General features: G+C 73.3%; 16 protein-coding genes. 9 read left to right on the top strand and 7 right to left on the bottom strand.

Going from position 1 to position 19,389, the window contains the following annotated elements; all coding sequences use genetic code 11:
* Positions 1–12: 12 nt before the first annotated feature.
* Genes BM237_RS07965 through BM237_RS07950 form a run of 4 tightly spaced genes read left to right on the top strand, consistent with a single transcriptional unit; the run spans position 13 to position 3,913 of the window.
* Positions 13–636 carry a helix-turn-helix domain-containing protein gene (locus tag BM237_RS07965; RefSeq protein ID WP_139238072.1) on the top strand — a complete coding sequence of 208 codons (624 nt, stop codon included), beginning with the start codon at positions 13–15 and terminating at the stop codon, positions 634–636.
* Positions 633–1,238, top strand: a complete 606-nt coding sequence (locus BM237_RS07960) for a hypothetical protein (protein WP_093848808.1) — start codon at positions 633–635, stop codon at positions 1,236–1,238. Before BM237_RS07965 ends, BM237_RS07960 begins: the two co-directional genes overlap by 4 nt.
* Positions 1,239–1,253: 15 nt before the next feature.
* Complete coding sequence (locus tag BM237_RS07955) at positions 1,254–2,501, top strand: MAB_1171c family putative transporter (RefSeq protein WP_245793479.1); 1,248 nt, start codon at positions 1,254–1,256, stop codon at positions 2,499–2,501.
* Positions 2,498–3,913 (top strand): FAD-dependent oxidoreductase, encoded by a 1,416-nt coding sequence (locus BM237_RS07950; protein WP_245793478.1) that lies wholly within the window; start codon positions 2,498–2,500, stop codon positions 3,911–3,913. The genes BM237_RS07955 and BM237_RS07950 overlap by 4 nt, the downstream gene beginning before the upstream one ends.
* A gap of 42 nt (positions 3,914–3,955) precedes the next feature.
* On the opposite strand, the gene BM237_RS07945 is transcribed toward BM237_RS07950, so the two are convergent.
* Entirely contained in the window at positions 3,956–4,576 is a 621-nt protein-coding gene (locus tag BM237_RS07945; protein WP_093848918.1) for a TetR/AcrR family transcriptional regulator, read from the bottom strand.
* 137 nt (positions 4,577–4,713) lie between these two features.
* Here BM237_RS07945 and BM237_RS07940 point away from each other — a divergent pair, with 137 nt between their 5' ends.
* Positions 4,714–5,670, top strand: coding sequence for a DsbA family oxidoreductase (locus tag BM237_RS07940; protein ID WP_093848807.1), 957 nt, complete (start codon positions 4,714–4,716; stop codon positions 5,668–5,670).
* Positions 5,671–5,781: 111 nt separating this feature from the next.
* On the opposite strand, the gene BM237_RS07935 is transcribed toward BM237_RS07940, so the two are convergent.
* The 5 genes from BM237_RS07935 to BM237_RS07915 form a co-directional block, all read right to left on the bottom strand.
* The gene (locus BM237_RS07935) at positions 5,782–7,371 is read right to left on the bottom strand and encodes a right-handed parallel beta-helix repeat-containing protein (protein WP_093848806.1); all 1,590 of its coding nucleotides are present in this window, start codon (positions 7,369–7,371) and stop codon (positions 5,782–5,784) included.
* A 151-nt stretch (positions 7,372–7,522) separates the two neighbouring features.
* Positions 7,523–8,197 (bottom strand): FHA domain-containing protein, encoded by a 675-nt coding sequence (locus tag BM237_RS30250; RefSeq protein ID WP_281253906.1) that lies wholly within the window; start codon positions 8,195–8,197, stop codon positions 7,523–7,525.
* On the bottom strand, positions 8,181–10,175 hold the full coding sequence (locus tag BM237_RS07925; protein ID WP_093848804.1) for an AAA family ATPase: 1,995 nt from the start codon (positions 10,173–10,175) through the stop codon (positions 8,181–8,183). The genes BM237_RS30250 and BM237_RS07925 overlap by 17 nt, the downstream gene beginning before the upstream one ends.
* A 33-nt stretch (positions 10,176–10,208) precedes the next feature.
* Complete coding sequence (locus BM237_RS07920; protein WP_093848803.1) at positions 10,209–11,807, bottom strand: hypothetical protein; 1,599 nt, start codon at positions 11,805–11,807, stop codon at positions 10,209–10,211.
* Positions 11,804–14,125, bottom strand: coding sequence for a serine/threonine protein kinase (locus BM237_RS07915; protein WP_175540925.1), 2,322 nt, complete (start codon positions 14,123–14,125; stop codon positions 11,804–11,806). The genes BM237_RS07920 and BM237_RS07915 overlap by 4 nt, the downstream gene beginning before the upstream one ends.
* Positions 14,126–14,309: 184 nt before the next feature.
* Here BM237_RS07915 and BM237_RS07910 point away from each other — a divergent pair, with 184 nt between their 5' ends.
* On the top strand, positions 14,310–15,455 hold the full coding sequence (locus tag BM237_RS07910; protein ID WP_175540924.1) for a macro domain-containing protein: 1,146 nt from the start codon (positions 14,310–14,312) through the stop codon (positions 15,453–15,455).
* On the opposite strand, the gene BM237_RS07905 is transcribed toward BM237_RS07910, so the two are convergent.
* Complete coding sequence (locus tag BM237_RS07905) at positions 15,430–16,110, bottom strand: 4Fe-4S single cluster domain-containing protein (protein ID WP_093848801.1); 681 nt, start codon at positions 16,108–16,110, stop codon at positions 15,430–15,432. The two genes, BM237_RS07910 and BM237_RS07905, sit on opposite strands and share 26 nt — an antisense overlap.
* A gap of 461 nt (positions 16,111–16,571) precedes the next feature.
* On the opposite strand from BM237_RS07905, the gene BM237_RS07900 reads away from it, so the two are divergent.
* From BM237_RS07900 to BM237_RS07890, 3 genes are read left to right on the top strand one after another with little or no spacing between them, the layout of a single operon-like run.
* A complete protein-coding gene (locus BM237_RS07900) occupies positions 16,572–17,054 on the top strand; it encodes a hypothetical protein (protein ID WP_139238071.1) in 483 nt (160 codons plus the stop codon).
* Between the two features lie 26 nt (positions 17,055–17,080).
* The gene (locus BM237_RS07895) at positions 17,081–17,836 is read left to right on the top strand and encodes a hypothetical protein (RefSeq protein ID WP_093848799.1); all 756 of its coding nucleotides are present in this window, start codon (positions 17,081–17,083) and stop codon (positions 17,834–17,836) included.
* Positions 17,814–19,373: a hypothetical protein gene (locus BM237_RS07890; RefSeq protein WP_139238070.1), complete on the top strand. Its 1,560-nt coding sequence runs from the start codon at positions 17,814–17,816 to the stop codon at positions 19,371–19,373. The genes BM237_RS07895 and BM237_RS07890 overlap by 23 nt, the downstream gene beginning before the upstream one ends.
* The last annotated feature ends 16 nt before the right edge of the window (positions 19,374–19,389 follow it).

Genomic DNA, 19,389 nt, shown 5'->3' with positions numbered 1-19,389 from the left:
TCGGAGGGCATGGTGACCGAGGCCTCTCGCAACCCCTTGGACGAGGTTCTGGAGCGTCTGGACGCTCTGTCGAAGACCAGAGGGCTCGCCCGTGACGACGTCCTGGACCTCGGTGAGCTGTCGGCCGCCACCGGCCTCGGCACCAGGGAGATCCGCACCCTGCTGAGGGGCGGGAGGGTGCGGGAGCGCAAGGTGGGCGAGACCGCCCCCCGGCGGGTGAACTTCCTGTACGAGCGGCTTCTGAGGGAAAGCGGAAGGAGGCCGGCCGACATCGTCGGCGAGGTGGCGGCCCGCCTGGGGGTGACCGGTGCCTGGGCCCGCAGCCTCCTCCAGGGCGGGAAGTGCCCCAATGTGCCGCATCTCGCCGCGCTGGCCGACTACTTCGGGGTGTCGCTGACCTTCTTCACCGACCCTCCCCGCGACGCGCTGGCCCGTGAACTGCGACCGGTCGTGGACCGGCTGGAGTCGAGGCCGGCCGGAAGGGAGCTCGACGGCCCCCTGGCCGCCCTCGTCGGGGAGCACGGCGCCAGGGCGATCGCCGCCCGCGGCGGCGGGCCCGCCCTCACCCGTGCTCAGCGGGAGGCCATCACCAGGTTCGTCCTCGACTTCGTCACGGACTCGGAGCCCGGACGATGACGCGCGAGGGCAGGGGGCGCAGGGGCATCGGCAGGAGCACCCGCAAGGCCATGGACGAACTCGCCCGCCGGCTCATGGACGGCCTCAGCCGCGACCCCGGGCTGCAGGTGCCGACGGACGCGGAGTCGCTGTGCCGGGCGCTGTGCCGGGAGATGGGCGCGCTCCGGGGCCGCCCCCTGGAGCTGAGGGTCGAGGAACTGCCGCGCGAGGCGGGCGGCATCACCGGCCTGATGCTGTCTCTGGAGGAGCGGGACGTGATCCTCGTCGAACGCAGGGTGGACGCCCCGCAGAAGCCGATCATCGTGGGCCACGAGCTGTGGCACCTGCACCAGGGCCACAGCGGCTACCTGAGCCATGTGGAGGGCGGCACCGCCGCCGCCCGCATGCTGTCCCCCGCGGACCGGCCCGGCGACGGCACGGTGCTGTGCGCCGCGGCGCGCAGCCACTGCGACGCGCGGGAGGAGGGGGAGGCCGAGGCGTTCGGCGTGCGCCTGTACAGGGATTTCCGCAGATGGCTCGTGGACGACCCGCTGGCCGTCCCCCACCCTGCCCGTACCGACGCGGTCGTGACCCGGCTGCGGACCACTCTCGGTCCCCGGTGAGGCGACCGTACCCCCATGGACGCCTCCGAAGACGTCATCCCCCACATCTACTACCTCGCGGCGGTCGTGGCGCTGCTGCCCCTGTTCCTCAAGATGCGCTCCACCATCCGAGCGCGGCACGAATCGCTGCTCCGCGTGGCGAGCCTGCTGCTGGTCATGGCCTTTCTCGTCCTCGCCTCCGCGGCTCCCCAGAGCATCACGCTGATCAACCGGACCACCGGCGTGACCAACATCGCGGCGCCCTGGGTCTACAGTCTGCTCACCGCGTTCAGCGCCTGCTGCCTGCTGATGCTCACCGCGTGGCGGGACGGGGCCACCGCGTCGGCCGGCCGCGTGATGCGATGGGTCATCGCCGTGTACTCGCTGGTCATCGTCGCGCTGTGGGTGCTCTTCGCCCTCGGTGACCCCGCTGTCGAGCGCCTGCGCGACTTCGACACGTACTACGCCGACGAACCGTATCTGCGCGAGATGATCACGCTCTACATCGTGGCCCACACCGTCGCCAACACCGTCAACTTCGTGCTGCTGTGGTCGTGGGAACGCCGGGTGCGCCGCGTCGACGCCTGGCTCCGTACCGGACTGCTGCTCATGGGCACCGGTTACATCGCCACCCTCGCCTTCAACGGCTTCAAGCTCACCGCGGTCGTCGGCCGGTGGAGCGGCCATGACCTGGACTGGCTCAGCACTCAGGCCGCCCCGCTGGCCGGCGCCATCGGGTCCATCCTGGTCGGCGCGGGCTTCCTGGTCCCTCACGCGGGCCAGGCGGCCTACGAGTTCTGGCGGGCCGCCCTCCGCCATCGCAGGCTCCTGCCCCTGTGCCGGCTGCTGAAGGAGCACGTCCCGGCCGGACCCTCCACGCTCGTCGGCAAGCCGGACATCCACACCTCCCTGACGATCCGGGAGAAGGAGATACGGGACAGCCTCTACACCCTGGCCCCCTATCTGGACCACGAGCTGCACCGCCGGGCCCGCCGGGCGGCCCTCGACCCCGACCCCGTGCTCGGGGAGTCGCTCGGCCGGCGGCTCACGCCCCGGGAGGCCGAGGGCGTCGCCGGTGCCGTGGCCGTCTCCGCCGCCATCGCCGCCCGCGCGGAGGACCCGGGCAGGGGCGCCGAGTGGAGGAGTCCCGACAGTCTGCTCCGCGACGTCGAAGCCGTCTCCGGGGCACTGCGCCGTCCCAGCATCGTCGAGGCGGTCCGCCGCAGCGCGGCCGCCAGGTCGGAGAGCACACCCGCCGCATGGAACGACACCCCCGCCCCATGAGATCCGCGAGATCCGCGATAGTCCTCGGCGGCAGCCTGGCCGGCATGCTCGCGGCCCGCGCGCTGGCCGGCTTCGCGGCCGTCACCGTCGTGGAGCGCGACACCCTGCCCGAAGGGCCCGGGCCCCGCAGGGGGCTGCCCCAGGCGCAGCACACCCACGTGCTGTGGTCCGGCGGCGCCAGGGCCGTCGAGGAACTGCTGCCCGGCACCGCGGAGCTGCTCCGGGGACGCGGAGCGCACCACGTGCCGGTGCCCACCGACATGGTCGTCCTCAGCCCGCGGGGATGGTTCAGGCGCTGGGAGGAGTCCCACCACACACTGCTGTGCAGCCGTGAACTGCTCGACTGGACCGTGCGCCGGCAGGTTCTCGGCCATGAGCGGGTCACCGTTGTGGAGAACACCACGGCCGAAGGTCTGCTCGGCGACGCGGACGCGGTCACCGGCGTCCGCGTCCGCCGGGCGGACGGCAGGGAGGAACGGCTCACCGCGGACCTGGTCGTCGACGCCACCGGCCGCGCCTCGCGCGCGTCCTCCTGGCTGCGGGAGCTGGGGCTGCCCGCTCCGGCCGAGCGGAGGATCGACCCGGGCCTCGTCTACGCCAGCCGTGTCTTCCGGGCCCCCGCCGCCGTACGCGCCCTGGGGCGTTTCCCCACCGTCATCGTCCAGGCCGATCCCCGGCGGGCTCCCGGACAGGGCGCCTCGCTCATCATGATCGAGGACGGGCGCTGGATCGTGACCCTCTTCGGTACCCGTGGGGGCGAACCCACAGGAGACGGCGACGCTTTCATGGATTTCGCCCTGCAGGCGCCACGGCATCCGGTCGTCGGCCGGCTCATCGCGGACGCCGAGCCCCTGACCGGGGTCACCCGCACCCGCAGCACCGCCAACTACCGCCGCTTCTACGAGCGGATGCGCCGCTGGCCCGAGGGGTTCGCCGTCCTCGGCGACGCGCTGGCGGCCTACAACCCCAGTTACGGGCACGGGATGTCCACCGCGGCCCAGAGCGCCGTCGCCCTGCGCGACACGGTCGGGCGCCGCGGCTGGGGCACCCCGGGACTGGCACGGCACGTCCAGAGGGCCGTGGCCGGACCGGTGGACGCCGCGTGGATCCTGGCCGTCGGCCAGGACGTGCTCTACCCGGGCGCCACCGAGCACGGCCCCACCCTCCGGGACAAGCTCGCGTCCGCCTACGTCAGCCGACTGCTCCACACCGCGACCGGCAACGGCTGGGTGGCCCGCCGCGTCACCGACGTCACCTCCCTCGAACGCACGGCGTCCGTCCTGGGCGACCCCCGGCTGTCCCTCGCCGCGCTCCGCGGGCCCCGCCGCCCGAAACTCGGCGGGCCTCCCCTCACCGGGGAGGAGACGGCCGCCGCCGGTCTGCCCGCCTCGTCCGTCACCGCTTCCGGGTGACCGGTCGCCGAATGCCCCCGGCGGCGTCGCCGTCGGCCACGCCTACGGCAGGTCCGCCGCCCCGCGGCCGGGGGAGGTCCCGCGCAGGAGCCCCCACACCTCCTCGGCGGCCTGCTCCGCCGTGGGCCCGCCGGTCATGGTGACCCAGCGGGTGAACACCCCGACGAACGCCCCGGCGAGGTAGTGGGCGCGCAGTTCCAGCAGCGCGGTGGCCCCGCTCCCGTCCCCGTCGTCGCCGACCGCGCCCAGCTGGGCCGCCACCTCCTCGGCCAGCAGTTCCCTGAGCCGGTTGACGAAGCGCGCGGACCCCCCGGGCCCGAGCATCCGCCGGTACAGGGTCGCGTTCGTCTCCACATGGCGGAACAGTTCCGCCAGCTCGCCCGGGGTGCACTGCGCCGGGTGCGTGAGCGGGCACCGGGCGGCCGCGCGGGCGAGCCGGCCGACCTCCTCCTCCATGGCGTCCAGAAGCAGGGCGTCCCGGTCCCGGTAGTGCTGGTAGACGGTCGCGCGATTGACCGTGGCGCGTTCCGCGATGTCGGCGATGGTCATGGATTCGACATCCCGTTCCGCGGCGATCGCCAGCGCCGCCTCCCGGAGCAGAGCACGGGTCCGCAGTACACGAGGGTCCACACGGTCGGCGGGGAGTGTCCTCTGCTTCGGCATGCCCGCCAGCATATCGATCGAGCGACAAGCGGCGCTTAAGCGACTTGTGTCGCCCAGCGGCCGGGGCCGCGTCCGGAACCGGAGCCACCTAAACAACACATGTTGTTTAGGTGACTGCTGTCGGCTAGCCTTGCGGCATGCGAATCGAGATCTGGGCAGACGTCGTCTGCGCGTGGGCGTACATCGGCAAGCGGCGCCTGGAGCGGGCTCTGGCAGGCCGGAGCGGAGCGGAGGTCGTCTGGCGGCCCTTCCGGATCGACCCGACCGCTCCGGCCCGGGCCGTTCCGCTGGAGGAGGCACTGCGCGACCCCCTCGTGGACGAGGCGCTGCGCGCCTGCGCGCCCGGGCTGTCCCCGGAGCGGAACCGGGCGCGGGTCTCGCAGGTGGCCGCCCGCGAGGGCCTGGGGCCGACCTGGGGTTCCAGATGGCGCGTCAGCAGCCACGACGCCCACCGGCTCATCGCCCTGGCATACGAGCACGGCGGCCCGCCCGCGCAGGACGCCGTGGCCGAGGGCGTGATGCGCGCGAACTTCGTCGAGGGCCTGGACATCGGCGACCGGGCGGTCCTCGGCGAGGTGGCCGCGGCGGCCGGCTTCCCCCTCGGCGCGAGGCTGCTGGACGGCGACGCGGGCGAGGACCTCGTGCGCGAGCTGCTGCTCCAGGGCAGGGCCCGAGGGGTGCGCACCTCGCCCACCCTCGTCGTGGGCGGCCGGGCCCTGGCGGGCGCCCAGTCGCCGGAGGTGATCGCGGACTTCCTGCGCGACGGCGGGCGCGAGCGCTCCGTTCCCGCCGAGGTCGAGCGGATGCGGTGGGCCGAGTCGCTCATGGACCGGCGCGACCCGCTGGGGGCCCTGGTGATGCTGCGTCCGCTGCTGGAGGAGTTCGGCGCGGACCGCGGGGTCCGGCTGCTGGCAGCCCGAGCCTACTTCGCCTCCGCCCAGCTGAACCGGGCCGGGGCCACCCTGGAGTCACTGGTCGAGGAGTTCCCGGGCGACCTGTACCTGCGGATGCTGTACGGACGCACTCTGGAGCGCCAGGGCCGCGACGAGGAGGCCCGCCCCCATCTGCGGCTGGCGGCCGCGGCGGACGGCTGAGAACCCGGTCCGGCGGTGGGCGGCGTCCCTGCCCGGGGGACGCCGCCCGGTGGGGCCTACTGCCTCACCCCGCCCGGCAGGCGGGCCGACGGGCGGGCCGACGGGCGGCGGTCACGGCGTCGCCGTCCTGCCGCCGAAGGACACCACCAGGCGCCCGTCGGAGGCGAAGGACCAGCTCATGGCACCGGCGTACGAGGAGCACCGGGAGCCGTTCGAGCCGGACCAGAACTGGTTCGAGCCGTCGGCGTCGCCGACGGTCTTGTCGTTGGACCCGCTGCCGCTGCGGCACGAGACGTTGTTCCGGAACACCGAGGTGCCGGCGTCGAAGGAGTAGTTGCGCTGGGCGTTGTCGATGCTGATGTTGTCCGACATCGTCATCGTGCCGGGGTTCCTGTTGTAGGTGAACCCGTGCTTGCCGTTGTCGTAGGCGATGCTGCGCCGGATGACGTGGTCGACCCCGATGTCCTCGCCGCCGAGCTTGTAGCCGTTGCGGTCGCCACTGGAGTTCTGGGTGCCGTCGCTGAGGGTGCCGTTCTCGTAGGCGAGGGAGTCCTCGATGGTCACCGCGCCGATGGGCCCGGTCTCGTCCTTGGTGTAGAGGTCCCAGCCGTCGTCGATGTTGTTGTGGGCCACCGCGTGGCGGAAGACGTTCCCGGGGCCGGAGGTGAGCTTCGCGGCGAAGCCGTCGGCGTCCTCGCCGTCGGAGTCGGCGTTGTCGTGCGACTGTGCGCTCAGGACGAGGTTGTGGGAGGGCCACTGGTCGCGGGGGGTGGAGGAGGACATCCGCGAGAGCTGCAGACCCGTGTCGCGGTTGAAGCGCGTCACCGTGCGCTCGATGACGTTGTGGCTGCCGCCGACGAAGATCCCGTTGTCACCGGCCCGCTGGACGACGAGGCCCTTGACGTGCCAGTACGACCCGTTGACGGCGAGTCCGCGGTTGGACGAACTCTCGCTCTGCGCCGAGAAGTCCAGCACCGGCGTCTCGCCCGGGTAGGCGGACAGCTCCGTGCGGTCGCCCGGTGTGCCGTCGTTGCCCTGCGGGATGGTGACCGTCTGCGAGAAGCGGTAGGTGCCGCCGCGCAGGCGGATCGTCCCGCCGGGGGTGACGCGGCTGATGGCCGAAGCGAGCGTCGTCGGGTCGGACTCCGTCCCGGCAGCGTCGGCGCTGCCGTTCGGCGCCACGTACAGCACCGATCCCGAGGGCGGCGGTGTGGTACCGGTGCCGTCCACCTCGGTGTCGAGGTAGTCGATGTTGGGCAGACCGCCGGTGCCGGTGGGGCTGAGCCGGATGGTGTTGCCGCCCTGCCTCACCGGCACCGTGAGCGTCTTCGTCGTCCATCCGTCCCACGCGCCGGTGCTCTCGAACGACGCCGACGCGACCACCGGGCCGTTCACCGCGATGTCCGCGGGCCGTGCGGCGGTGGTTCCGTTGGCGAAGCGGACCGACAGCGTCGCGGTGCCGGCCTGCGGGGCGTCCACCGTGAACTGGGCGGCCGCGCCCACGGCGTTCCGGCCGTTGCAGAAGCCCGTTCCGGAGTAGCCGGCGTGTTCGGAGTCGATGGTGCCGTCGCAGGTGGCGGGGGCACGCTCGGCCTCGTGGCGGACCGGCGCGGCCGTCGCCGCGGCGCCGGGCAGTGCCACGGCGACGCCGGCCGCCAGGGTGGCGCAGGCCAGTAAGGACAGCGGGGTTCTCGGTCTCATCAAGACATCGCCCTTCCGTGGGGGGCACCTGCTCGGCAGGCATGGCGGTGTGGCTTTCGACACGAGAGGAAGAAAGCGCTTGCCACGCTAAGAGCGCGCACTTGACAGGTCAATAGAAGAAACGAGAAGAAGACGTTCGACAAACGGTTGCTCAGAACCGGATCCATCCATCGGAGTCGGACTCGGTGTGGGTGTGCGTCGTGGTGTGCGTCGTGGTGTGCGTCGCGCCGGAGGACCGGGCAGCCCCCTGATCTCCCCCGGGAACGCCGAGATCCCGCGGCCGCTCCTCCCCGGCGGCGCCCGGCCGCGGAGCGAGACCCCGGACCAGGAAGCCGACCCGGGGGCCGAGCCCCACCGTGTCCCCCTCGCTCAGCCGCTCCCGGACTCCCGGAACCAGCACCCGGCCGTTGACCAGGGTGCCGTTGCTGGCCCCCTCCCTCACCTCGGTCACCCAGACGGTGCCGTCCTCGGCGTGCTCGACGCACGCGTGCCGCCCCGAGACCGTGGTCTCCTCCGCGAGGAGGCCAGACGCCCTCGGCGCCCAGTCCTCGCTGCGGCCCAGAAACACCGTCTCCCCCCTCTCGACGTCCAGATGCCGTCCCATGCCCTGGAAGACCAGCCGCAGTCCGCCACCGGCCGGCCGCGCCGCCCCGGGACGGGGACCGCCGTCGGCGCGGGCGCCGCACGACGGACAGGCGGAGAGCCCAAAGGGCAGGGGCCCGACGCAGTGCGGGCAGGAGGGGAGGACGGGACCGGCGCGGCGGGGCGCCGTACCGTCGAGCGGGACGGGGATCCAGTCCCGGTCCCCGTCAGAGTGAACGCCCAACGCCCGCCGCCCCCTTCTCGAAGTCGACGACGAGTTCGACGCGGCCGTCCGCGGCCTGCTTGACGCCGGAGACCAGGACGGTCGTGCCCGGAGCGAGGTCGGGCGCGGCGAACAGGACCCGGGCCAGCGGGTTGATCAGATGGGTCTCCAGCACCATGCCGATGCCCCGTCCTCCGTTCCACTGGTCCGCCGTGCAGTGGCCGAGGAGGGTGGCGCGCGCGTCGTCCGTGAGTACGAGGTCGACGCGGTGCCCGGCTGCCAGCTGCCGCCGGATGTTCCGCGTCTGCAGGTCGAAGATCTTCTCCGCCACCTCGGGTGAGATGAAGTTGAAGACGACCACGTTGCCGCCGATGCGGTTCATCAGCTCCGGACGGCCGATGACCTGCTCGAAGTGCTCCTTGACGTTCTTCCTGACCGTCGCCTCGAGTTCCGGGTAGGGCGTGCCGGGGGTGACGATCCACTGCCGTGCCTGGGTCTCCGGATCGGTGCGCTGCACACCCAGGTTGGAGGTGAAGATCAGGACGCACTCGCTGAAGTAGGTGGTGACGCCCTGGCCGTCCGTGAGCCGGCCGTCCTCCAGGACCTGGAGGAACTTGTCGAGCACGCCCTTGTCCGCCTTCTCGATCTCGTCGAAGAGGATGACGCGGAACGGGTTCTGCCGCACCGCCGCCGTCAGTTCTCCGCCCGCCTCGTATCCGACGTACCCCGGCGGCGCTCCGACGAGCCGGTCGGCGGCGTGCGCGGAGGAGAACTCGCTCATGTCGAAGCGCAGGTACGCCTGGTCGCTGTCGAAGAGGACGGAGGCGACGGCCTTGGCCAGTTCGGTCTTGCCCGTGCCCGTGGGGCCCGCGAAGAAGAGCACTCCGCGAGGACGGTGCCCGGGGCTGGTCGCCTGGGCGCCGGAGAGCCCCAGCGCGGCGCGTTTGAGGATGTCCAGGGTCATCGACACGGCGGCCTCCTGGCCGAGCACCCGCCGGGAGACGGACCTCTCCTCGTCCGGGTCCTCCCCCTTCAGGACGCGCTGCCGGATCTCCTGGCGGCTCCAGGGGTTCTTCTCCACTCCGAGCCGGTAGATCCGGACCGCGTCGGGCATCGAGCCGAAGGGGATGCCGCGCGCCGCCGCCAGGCCGGCGCTCTCGCGCATGGCCATCAGCGTCATGCCCGTGGCCGCCCGGGCGAAGGCCCCCACGGCCTCCTCGTCCTTCGGGGTCGGCACGTCGGCCCGGAACGAGGTGGGGGCAGTCCGCTCCCGGTCGTCCTGCAGGAGTCGGCGGGCCATCCGCAGCCGCTCGTCCGCGTCGGGTTCCGGGACGGCCACCGCGCGGATCCGTTCGCTGCCGGCTACCAGCCAGCCGGGAAGGTCCCGTTCCCCCTCGGCCAGCCAGATCACCGGGTTGAACACAGCGGTGGCGGGCCGGTCCCCGGGGACGGCCCCCGGCCTCGGCACCGGCCGCGCCCGGTCGGCCAGTTGCAGGCAGGCCAGGAAGAAGTCCCGTTCGTCGGCGGTGAGCCGAGTGACGTCCTGTACCAGACGTGAGGCGTGCTCGACCACCAGCACCACGCGCAGCGGCGGCAGTTCGACGTGGTCGGGACGGGCCTTGCCGCGCTTCTCCGCCCAGCCCGAGGCGATCTCCCGCAACTGCTCGGTCGCCTTCCGCTGCTGAGCGGGGTTCGCGCCGGGGAACTCGCAGGGCTGCAGCAGGGTCCGCGCCGCCTCCGCCACCTCGGGGTCCGCGTACATCAGGCGGAAGCCGTGGATCTGGTCGCAGGCCACCAGTACCTGGTAGCCCAGCCGGTGCAGCGGGTTCCACAGCACCTCCAGGAGCGGGCGGTGGTGGTCCCGGCCGTTCCTGTGCACCAGATGGAGGTCGTGGATGTTGCCGTGCAGCACGTACTGCGCGTGCACGCTGAGTGTGCCGGTCAGTTCCTCGACGAACAGCGGGTGCCGGTCGCCCTTGTGCAGTTGCGCGGATCCCATCGCGAGTCCTTCCGGGGGTCGGGGCGCAAGTGGTCAGTGCCGGCCGTCGCCGTCGACCGTCCGGTGCCCGGGGCGGGTGCGCTCGTCGGGACGGGCGCGCGTGCCGGAGCGGCCGGCGGCCGCGGCGCCCTGCCCCGCCGGGGTGCCGGCCACCACGCCGTGGGTGCGCTCCATCTCGAACCGCACGGTGAGGCCGAGGTCCTGAGCCAGTTCCCGGAACCGGGCCAGCTGCTCCTGGGCCTGGGCGCACCGGAGATCGTCCAGGGCCTTCTCCTCGGGAAGCCGTTCCGCGCCCGTCTCGGTGCGCATGGTGACGACGCGGAAGGCGTCTCCCGTCAGGGTCGCCCTCAGCCAGTGTTCCGGGTCCCAGTCTCCGGGGGTCCACTCCAGCCTCATACCGCCGTTCTCCAGACGGTCGACGTGGACGGCCTCGCCCGTGTCCCGGGCCAGCCGGGCCAGGACGTCGGCGCACTGGGCGCGTACGTAGAGGGCTTCGAGGGCGCTGTGCCGCTCCTCGACCCGCTGCCGCACCCTCTCCTGCTGCCGGGGACTGAGCGGGACGCCCTCTTCCAGGAAGCCTCGCAGGGCGTCCTCCGCTTCCGGATCGTGGCCGGGCAGTTCCGGGTCCTCGGGCAGGGGCGCGGTCAGGAAGTCGAGCTGCAGGGCCGCGCGTTCCTCGTCCTGCCGCCGCTGCCGGGCCTTTCCGTTCGCGCGTTCGGCGAACCTGCGGGCCTCCTTGAGATGGAGGCGGGCGCGGCGCGGGTTGGCGGCGGCGTGGCGGGTGGCGTTCCCCACCGCCTCCGCGGCCAGTTCGGCGATCCGTGGATCGGCCCGCGGGTCCAGGGCGGCCAGGATGTCGGCGCCCCGCTCCCGGAAGGCCGCCGTGTCCGCCCCGTCACCGGGCGGGGCGGACCGGGGCACCGGGGGCGGCGAGTCCCGCCGGCCGGCCGCAGCGGCACGTTCGCGGTGCTCCCGCAGCATGGCGTCCCGGCGGGCCCGCATGGCGTCCTGCCAGTCGTCCGCGCCGTCCGCACGGCACAGCGAGGCCGTGAGCGCTTCGGCCTCCCATGTCTCCTGCGCCGCCTCGGCGCTCTCCAGCGCCACCTCGAACCGGGCCAGTTCGCCGCGGAAGTCGCCGAGGGCAGAGCCGGCCGGGTCCAGCGGCGGCGGCAGGCCGGGACGCGGCGGAGGGTCGCCCGGCGCGGTTCGGGCGGCCCGTGAGGCACGGGCCAGCAGTGCGGTCCTGCGGGCGTTGGCCCGGGCGGCGGCGAACGCCGCGTCCCGCCACTGCTGCGCGGCCAGCGCGGAGAATTCCTCCTGGCGCTCCAGGCAGCGCTGTTCCCCGGCGGCCCGTACCGCGGCGGAGGCCAGCACCCGGGTGGTCGCGAGTGCGGCGCGTCCGGCCAGCAGCGCTCCGCTGAGCGTGCCGAGTACGGTCAGGGCCGCGTCGGCCGCCTGGTGCAGGGCCTCCCCGGCCGCTTCCGCCAGCTGCGCGGAGACCTCGCCGGCCGTACCGTTCGGATGGATCGCCCCGGTGTGGGGGGTGGCGCCCAGTTCCACCGGCGGTGGCGGGGCGAAGGCCGCACCGGGCGCCACGAGGTCCACCATGGGCAGGGCGAGACCCGCGCTCATATATCGGCTCCTGTCGTACGTGTCGTGTGTGCCGTGCCGGCCGTTCCTCTCCGGCCCGGCGTGCGAGGCCCCGGGGTCGCGCGGCTCCGGCGCTCCCGTCTCTCCACGCGCCACCGATGGCACCGGTACAGGCTCCAGCCGGCGAGTGCCGCCACCGTCACCGCCGGCCAGAGCCACGGCACGGCGGTGAGCGCCTCGAACCCGAGCAGGAAGAGCGCGACCAGGCACAGTGCGGCCAGGAGGCGGGCGCGCCATCCGCCGAGGGCCGCGGTCGCGGGCCGCTCGGCGGTGCGGATGAGCAGGCCGGCCAGGGACCGGCGGGGGTGGTAGGCGGGCGGGCCGATGTATGTCGCGGTGAGCAGTTCCGCGGCGAAGACGGCCGCCGTCCCGGGAAGCGCGAGGAGCCAGCCGATGACGACCGCCTCCTGCGGAGCCCGGCCGAGTACGTCCGCCAGTCCGATGAGGAAGCACCAGGGGGCGGTGAGCACCGTCGCTCCCATCAGCGCCCAGCCCAGGGTGGGCAGCCGGTCCAGACGCCGCATGACGGCGATCACCCCGTCCTGGTCCTCCGCCATCAGCCGCTCGGCCTCCTCCTCCAAAAACCGCGCATGACGGACGTTCGCCTCCCGGACGGCCGACGGCGCGAGGAGTTGGGCGGCGAGCAGCCGCAGGGGGTCGTCGGGGACGGTCAGCAGCCAGTGGAACCAGGGCACGGCCGCCGGGAGGCCGTCCCGCAGTGTCAGGGTCTCGGTGGCCAGCCGGGTGGCCGTCCGGTCGGGCTCGCGGGCGAGTTCCAGGAGCCTGGCGTCGAGGGCGGCCGTCTGCGTCAGGACGTGCCGGACCCCGCGCAGGCGGGCGATGTCCTGGTTGCGGCGGATCTCCCGGACCAGGTGCGGCCAGCGGCGCCGATGGGCCGGCCAGCGTTCGGCGACCGCGTCCAGGCCCTGGCCGAAGGGGCGTTCGGCCAGGGCGGTCAGGATTTCCGGGTGACCGCGCAGGTGCTCGACCAGCTCCAGGGCGCCGGAGTCGCCCTGCTGGGCCAGTGCGCTCAGCTCCCGTATGCCGCGGGCGGTCATCGGCATGCCCCAGCAGGTGGCCTCGAGCCGGGGCCCCAGCCAGTTGATCAGACGGACGACGAGCTCGGGTGCGGGCGGGCCGGCGGCCAGCCCCTCCCGCAGCGCCGCGAGGGTGCTCCGTCCGGAGTCGTGCGCGCGGGTGGTCTCGAACTGCCCCAGCCACCGCGCCAGTGCCGCGCGGCTCTCCGGTTCGGCCAGCATCCGGCGGGCGGCCTCGTGGTAGTGGTCGAGTGCCCGGGCCAGGTCCTCTCTCCGGGTGAACTCCTCACCGGCGAAGGCGAAGGGGCGGATCGCGGGCTCGGGCCGGGGTGCGGACGGATCGCCGAAGCCGCGTGGCGCGGTCGCCGGTGATCCGCCGGCCAGCCAGTCCGCCACCTCCACGGCCCCCCAGCGGTGTTCCGGATCACGGGTCAGCAGCCCTTCGCAGAGCATGCGGACGCGCCGGTCGCCGATTCCGCTCAGGTCGGGGTCGCGAGTGGCGAGCGCGTTGAGTACCGCCTCGTCCTCGCGTTCGTCCATCGGGTGCCGGCCCAGTGCGAGTTGCGCGGTGACCATGCCCACCGACCACCAGTCCATGGCCTCCGAGACGCTCTGGAGCCGCGACCCCGCCTCCGGGGCGAGGTAGAGCGGCTTGCCCCTCCAGTCGAACCGCCTTACCTCGTCGTCGGGCCGGTGCACGGCCGCCCCGAAGTCGATCAGCACGATCTCGGCGGTGTCCGCGCGGGCCTCGACCATGATGTTGTCCGGAGTGATGTCCCGGTGCACGATCTCGTGCTCGTGCAGGAACGACACGGCGGCGTGCAACTGGCGCACGAACCGCACCAGTCGGCGGGCGGGCGCGGCGCCGGGGTGCTGCCGCTGGTGGTCGCCGAGGTGGCTCTCGCCGTGCGAACGGCAGAGCTGGTACGGGTGCCCGTCGCTCTTCCCGGTCTCCAGAACCCTTTCGAGGTGCGGTCCCTCCTCCTCCCGCAGCACCCGGCTCACCTCCCGGTCGGGCGCGTGCATGCGGTGGTACCACTTGAGCACCAGCGGCACATCGGGCGTTTCGCTCTCCAGATCCCGCACCCGCAGCACCACGGCCTGAGAAGCCGCCTCCGCCTCCCGGAGAACCCGCAGCAGAACGAATCTGCGTGCCAGCCCCGGTGGAACGGCAGCGGTGACCTCCCTGGTCTCGACCAGGCGGGCATCGGTGACACCGCCGCTCTCGGGAGGCAGGAAATCAGTGGGAAGAGTCGTCGACACCGTCCGCCCCTCCGGGAATTGCGCCCGCCCAGCGGTCGCCGACCGACACGGGAGGCCAGAGCGTATACGAGGAGCCCGGCCCTCTGCACTCCTTTTCGAATTGCGTGCGAACCAAGGAAATGAAGGGAAGATGTTTTCGAATCCACTCTCCCCTCGTTTCCATGACCGGATTACCATGCACCCCATGCATCCCACGCCCGCCCTGCCGCCGCACCGGGACCTGGTCGACGAACTGAGGCACCTCAGACAGCGCGGTCTGCCCCGACTCCGTCACTGCCCCCGGCAGGCCCTGGGCCGGATCGCGGTCGCGGCCGGCTTCTGCGCCGGGGCGGACGACGAACTCGAGGGCGTCGAAAGGCTGCTGGGCGCGGCCGTTCGACGACTGGCGGGCGGAGGCCCGCTGCACGACACCGCCGGATGCGATCCGCTGGCCCGTGCCGCCGCGCACTCCTTCGGCCTGTTCGCCGAACGCCGGGGCGTGGCCGCGGCCGACCGGAGGAAGGCCGCCGCGGCCGTCTACGGCGTGAGCACCGAGCGCTTCCGCAAGAGCCAGGAGCGCGAGGTGGTGGAGGAAATCGCGTCGGCGCTGCTCGCCCTGGCCCGCGAGGCCGGCCGGCCCGCGGAGCCCGCCACCGCGGCGGACTCCGCACCGGCGGCGGGGGCCGACGGTGCGCGGCCGCCCGAGCCGCCGCCCTCCCGCGGTCTCCCGCGCGGCGCGAAGGAGCGGATCACGGTCCTGGCGAGCCCGATCGAACTGGTCGGCGACATCGACATCCTCGTCTCCTCGGAGAACGTGTATCTGGAGATGTCGAAGACCTTCCGGCCCACGGTGTCCGGAGCGCTCCGCAGGGCCGCCGCGATCCGGGACTCCTCCGGGGAGATCGTGGACGACGTCCTCACCCGGGAACTGGCCGTATGGCTGCGGATACACGGCCGGACCGGGCTGCCCGTGCGGCCGGGCACGGTGGTGGGCACCTCGGCGGGCGCGCTCGCCCGGCGCGGGATACGCCGCGTCCACCACGCGGCCGTGGCAACGCCCGTCGAGGGCAGCGATCACTACCATGTCGCCCCCGCCACGGTCGCGGAGGCGGTACGGGCCTCGTTCGCGCTGGCCAGGCAGGAGCGCCAGACCCTGGGCCTACCCCTGTCCAGCATCTGCTTCCCCCTGCTGGGCTCCGGGCGCGGCGGGCTGCCCGCCGGCACCGCCGCACGCTGGCTGCTCTGGGCGGTGCGGGAGGAGTTGCGGCGCGACCCGGACTGGTCGGTGTGCCTGGCAACCCCGCGGCCCGAGCACGCCAGGCTGCTCACGGCCGCCAACTCGGCCTCCTGAGCACCACTCCGGCCTCCCTCAGACCACGCTCCACTCTCCGCAGTTCCCCTCTCAGCGGCACCCCGTAGATCCGCACGCCGGGGCCCTCCCGGGTGTCCACCACCGCCTGGAGCCCTCCTCCGGTGCCCTCCCTGGCCAGGTGGGGCGCGTAACGCGCCTCCCCCAGCGGCGTCAGCGGCCTCAGCCGCTGGTTGGCCGAGCCCCGCCAGACCAGCCGGGTCGGCTGCCCGGCCCGGTACCGCCCGGTGATCAGCGCGTCGGCATGGCGCAGCGCGCGCCGGTGGACGGGCGTCAGCTCCGCGGGCTCGTAGCCGGTGTAGACGAGCAGGTCCGGCATGTCCCCGGATCCATCCCTCTCCCGGCGGGCCGGTTCCCGCAGGCGGGAGGCGCCCGCCAGCAGTTCGGCCAGCGCGCCGGCCTGCTCCAGGGGCTCGCCTCCGCTGACGGTGAGCCCCTCGGCCCCTCCGCCGAGCGCCGCCTCCCACAGTTCCAGCAGGTCGGAGATCCTCTTCGGTCTCCCCCCGTCCGCGTCCCAGGTGTGCCGCGACATGCACCCCGCGCAAGCCAGCGAACACCCCTGGAACCAAATACCGAGGCGCCGCCCGGGGCCGAGGGTCTCCAGAGGGAAATGCGTCGCGCTGATCCTGGCCTCCATCACATCTCCTCACTCACTTCGGAAAGGAGTATCGACGGCGCGGCCGTCCTGCCGCAATCGCGGTAATGCCGTTAACCGGGCGCCGCCCGGGCGAAGTCCGGGCGTTTTCCGGGAACACCCCCTGGAAGGATCTGTTCCGCCTTTCTTTTCCCCTCGCACCCCGTCTTCCCTGGGCTACTCTCTCCCCCATCACCACGGATCTCATCCGAACTCCCCCGCATGGAAGGGAGGTTTCTCCCATGAACGAATCCGGCCGGACAGCGGGCCGCGTCCGCGGAACGGGAACCGGATTCCTCTCCGCGCCTCTCGCCCGCCACCACGGCAGACGGGATGCCGCGGACCTGGAGACCGTCCTGGCCGGGGCCCGGGCAGGAGACGCTCCGCCGGACCCGCCCCTGCCTCCGTACGTACTGGGCCTCCGGTCCCGGGCCGACCGCGGCAACTCACGGCTGCGAGCACGCATGCTGGCTGCCAACCGCGGCCTGAGCGCACGTATCCAGGCCGAATCGGTACGCGTCGTCATCCAGTACGCCGAACGCGGCCGGCCGGCCCCCGCCGCACTGGCGCGGTACGGCGAGATGGTCGCCCGCTGGCGCAGTACGGCGGCCGTCCACCGCGCCATGGCACAGGAACTCGTCGACCGGACCAACTGGCTGCTCGCCTGCTACTGGGACTCCGCCTGGCAGCGGGCCCGCAGACAGGCGGAGGAGGACGTGCCGGCCGATTCGGCGGAGCGCCGCCCCACTCGGTGGCTTCCCGGCCGGGTCCGTCTGGACCCCACCTGGCACCGGGTCGACGACTGGCTGGACACCGACTGCTGGTACCAGCAGCCCGAAAGCACCCCGGACGCACAGCGGTCGGCCCTCCGGCAGGCGCTGGCCATCCTCGACGGCCAAACGGCCGGCGCCGCCCGCACCAGCACGCGTCAGAGCAGCCGGGGATGACAACCCCGCCGAACAGTGAGGTCACCGTGCACCGCTCAGTCCACGCCGGCCGACGACCGCACCGCGCCCGGCGCACGGCCGCCCTGGCTCCCGCGCTGGGGCTGCTCACCGCCCTGGTCTCCTGCACCTCCCAGCCCGATCCCCTCACCACCCCGTGCGGAGTGGTGGTCGACGGGTCGGGGTCGGGCGCCTCGAACGAGAAGGGGTTCGACGCGGAGGCCAAGCTGAAGAGCACCCTTCTGCCCTTCCTCGAGGAACAGGGGTGCGGCACCGTCGAGTTCGCCCCCATCACACGATCGTCGCAGAGCTCGTCCTGCCGGGTGGAGCGCGTCGATCTCGACCCTCCGCACAAGGAGACCACCGACCAGGAGAGCCTGCGCGCCCGCGCACGCACCACGGCGGCGAGCCGTGCCCTCGAAGAGCTCGAGTGCGCGCGTACGCAGGGCGGGTCCGATGTGTGGGGCGCTCTGGACCGCATCGGCGAGGAGATGCCCCCGAAGGGGCCCGCGGCCAAGCTGCTGGTGGTGAGCGACTTCGCCCAGACCGACCCGGACTTCCGGATCTCGCGGGCGGACCTCTCCACCGCCCGGCAGCGGGGGGAGACCATCGACTCCCTGGTCGAGGAACGTGGGATGCCCGCCATAAAAGGCATGGACATCTACCCGGTCGGCCTCGGCATGCAGTACGACTCCCGCCCGGGCGAGGCCGAGGACTTCCAGGCCTTCTGGACGGAGGTTCTCGAAGGGAGGGCCAAGGCCCGTGTCCACCACGACTACAAGTGAGCCGCCCCGGCCGAGGCGGCGGCGGCTCCCGGCTCTGCCCTCCGCCGGCCGCCGGAGCCGGGGGAGCGCCCCGCGCTTCCGCGGCGCCCCCTCGCCGACGGGCACCGGGCGTCCCCTGGTGCTGGACGAGCGCGCCGAGCAGAAACTCCTGGAAGCCTCCCGCCGGCGGGGCCGCGAGGCCGCCGGGCACGGAGCGCTGGACCCCCTGGTGCTCCAGGGTGACGACCGCGTCCCCCACTTCGCCGAACTGGCGTCGGTACGGGACCGGGTCATCCGGGAGATCGCCGAAGAGGCGCACCACGCCGAGGAACAGGCCAGGTTCGACGACGCACACGCGCAGGCCGAGGCCGAGCGGCTGCGGCGGGAGACCGAACTGATCGACCGGCGGCTGGCCGAGACACAGGAGCAGATCGCCGCCACGACAAGGCAGTTGGACCTGTTGGCGATGCGCGCGTCCCGGTGGAGCCGCTTCCGCGACTCCGTCCGCACCCGGCTCGAGGAGCGATGGATCCGCGCCCGTTTCCCCGCTCCCTCCACACAGGTCCCCACCCCCCGGGGGCCCGGCGACGGCGCCGCCCCGGACACCGGCGAAGCCCGGCAGGCGAACACCGACCCCGACTGGGTCACCCTGCAAGGAGCGCCCGAACCACCACGGCGCTCCGAGCCCCCGGGGAACACCCCGGACACGGGGACGGGCCTGGCCCGCGCGTGGGAGGGCCTTCACAAGCGGCCCGGTATCCCCGGCTGGATGACCTGGGCGCTGCTCGGCGTGATCCTCGCGGTCGAGGTCCCCATCTACTGGGTGGCCTACCAGCCCTTCCACGGCATCGGCAGCATCAGCGCGGACGCCCAGACAGGCATGCTGGCCGTCTCCTCCGCGATCCTGATGGTGCTTCTGCCGCATCTGGCGGGACACGTCCTGCGGCGGCGCCCGGAGACGGGAGCCGTCCGGCAGGCATGGGTCCCGGCGTTCCTCCTGCTGGCCGTGTGGGCCGCGCTGGCCTGTCTGCTGGGTACGGTCCGCGCCGGATACGTGATGCAGACCGAGGAGGACACCGGGGCGCCCCGAACTCCCGAGGGCTTCACCGACCCCGCCGCCGGCGGCGCGGCGTCCACCAGCCTGATCGACCGGCTGGATCTGGCGCCGCAGACCGTCACCTGGCTCTTCGTCGCCCTGCTCCTGCTCTCGGGCGGTATCGGCTTCCTGCTGGGGCTGTGCAGGGAACACCCCCACCTCAACGCGTACCGCACCGCGGTGGAACGCCGTGCCGAGTTGCTGCGGGAGCGTGAACTGAGCGTGGTGGAGGCGGAGCTGGCGCAGAGCACGGCGGACACGGCCGAGGCCCGGCGGGAGGAGCGCAGAGCCGCGGCCGAGGACCGCGCCCGGGCGGCCCGCGACCTCTACGAGGCCGCCGCGCACGCCTACCTGGACGGGGTGAGCCTGGAGGCCGCGGATCCCGCGGTGACCGAGGCGGCCATGCGGCTGTCCGGCAAGTGGCCTCTGCTGCCGGCGACCCGGCAGGGGCCGGCCTTCTAGGGGAGACCCCGAGGAG

Origin of the sequence: Streptomyces mangrovi (genome assembly GCF_900114215.1) — a bacterium.
Taxonomy (GTDB): Bacteria; Actinomycetota; Actinomycetes; order Streptomycetales; family Streptomycetaceae; genus Streptomyces; species Streptomyces barkulensis.
The sequence above is the reverse complement of the archived record's forward strand: the minus strand, read 5'-3'. Positions and strand labels throughout refer to the sequence as shown.

Coding starts and splice junctions, on each gene's coding strand:
- BM237_RS07960 (WP_093848808.1), top strand. CDS start 633: ATGACGCGCGAGGGCAGGGGGCGCAGGGGCATCGGCAGGAGCACCCGC.
- BM237_RS07955 (WP_245793479.1), top strand. CDS start 1,254: ATGGACGCCTCCGAAGACGTCATCCCCCACATCTACTACCTCGCGGCG.
- BM237_RS07950 (WP_245793478.1), top strand. CDS start 2,498: ATGAGATCCGCGAGATCCGCGATAGTCCTCGGCGGCAGCCTGGCCGGC.
- BM237_RS07945 (WP_093848918.1), bottom strand. CDS start 4,576: ATGCCGAAGCAGAGGACACTCCCCGCCGACCGTGTGGACCCTCGTGTA.
- BM237_RS07940 (WP_093848807.1), top strand. CDS start 4,714: ATGCGAATCGAGATCTGGGCAGACGTCGTCTGCGCGTGGGCGTACATC.
- BM237_RS07935 (WP_093848806.1), bottom strand. CDS start 7,371: ATGAGACCGAGAACCCCGCTGTCCTTACTGGCCTGCGCCACCCTGGCG.
- BM237_RS07925 (WP_093848804.1), bottom strand. CDS start 10,175: ATGGGATCCGCGCAACTGCACAAGGGCGACCGGCACCCGCTGTTCGTC.
- BM237_RS07920 (WP_093848803.1), bottom strand. CDS start 11,807: ATGAGCGCGGGTCTCGCCCTGCCCATGGTGGACCTCGTGGCGCCCGGT.
- BM237_RS07910 (WP_175540924.1), top strand. CDS start 14,310: ATGCATCCCACGCCCGCCCTGCCGCCGCACCGGGACCTGGTCGACGAA.
- BM237_RS07905 (WP_093848801.1), bottom strand. CDS start 16,110: ATGGAGGCCAGGATCAGCGCGACGCATTTCCCTCTGGAGACCCTCGGC.
- BM237_RS07900 (WP_139238071.1), top strand. CDS start 16,572: ATGCTGGCTGCCAACCGCGGCCTGAGCGCACGTATCCAGGCCGAATCG.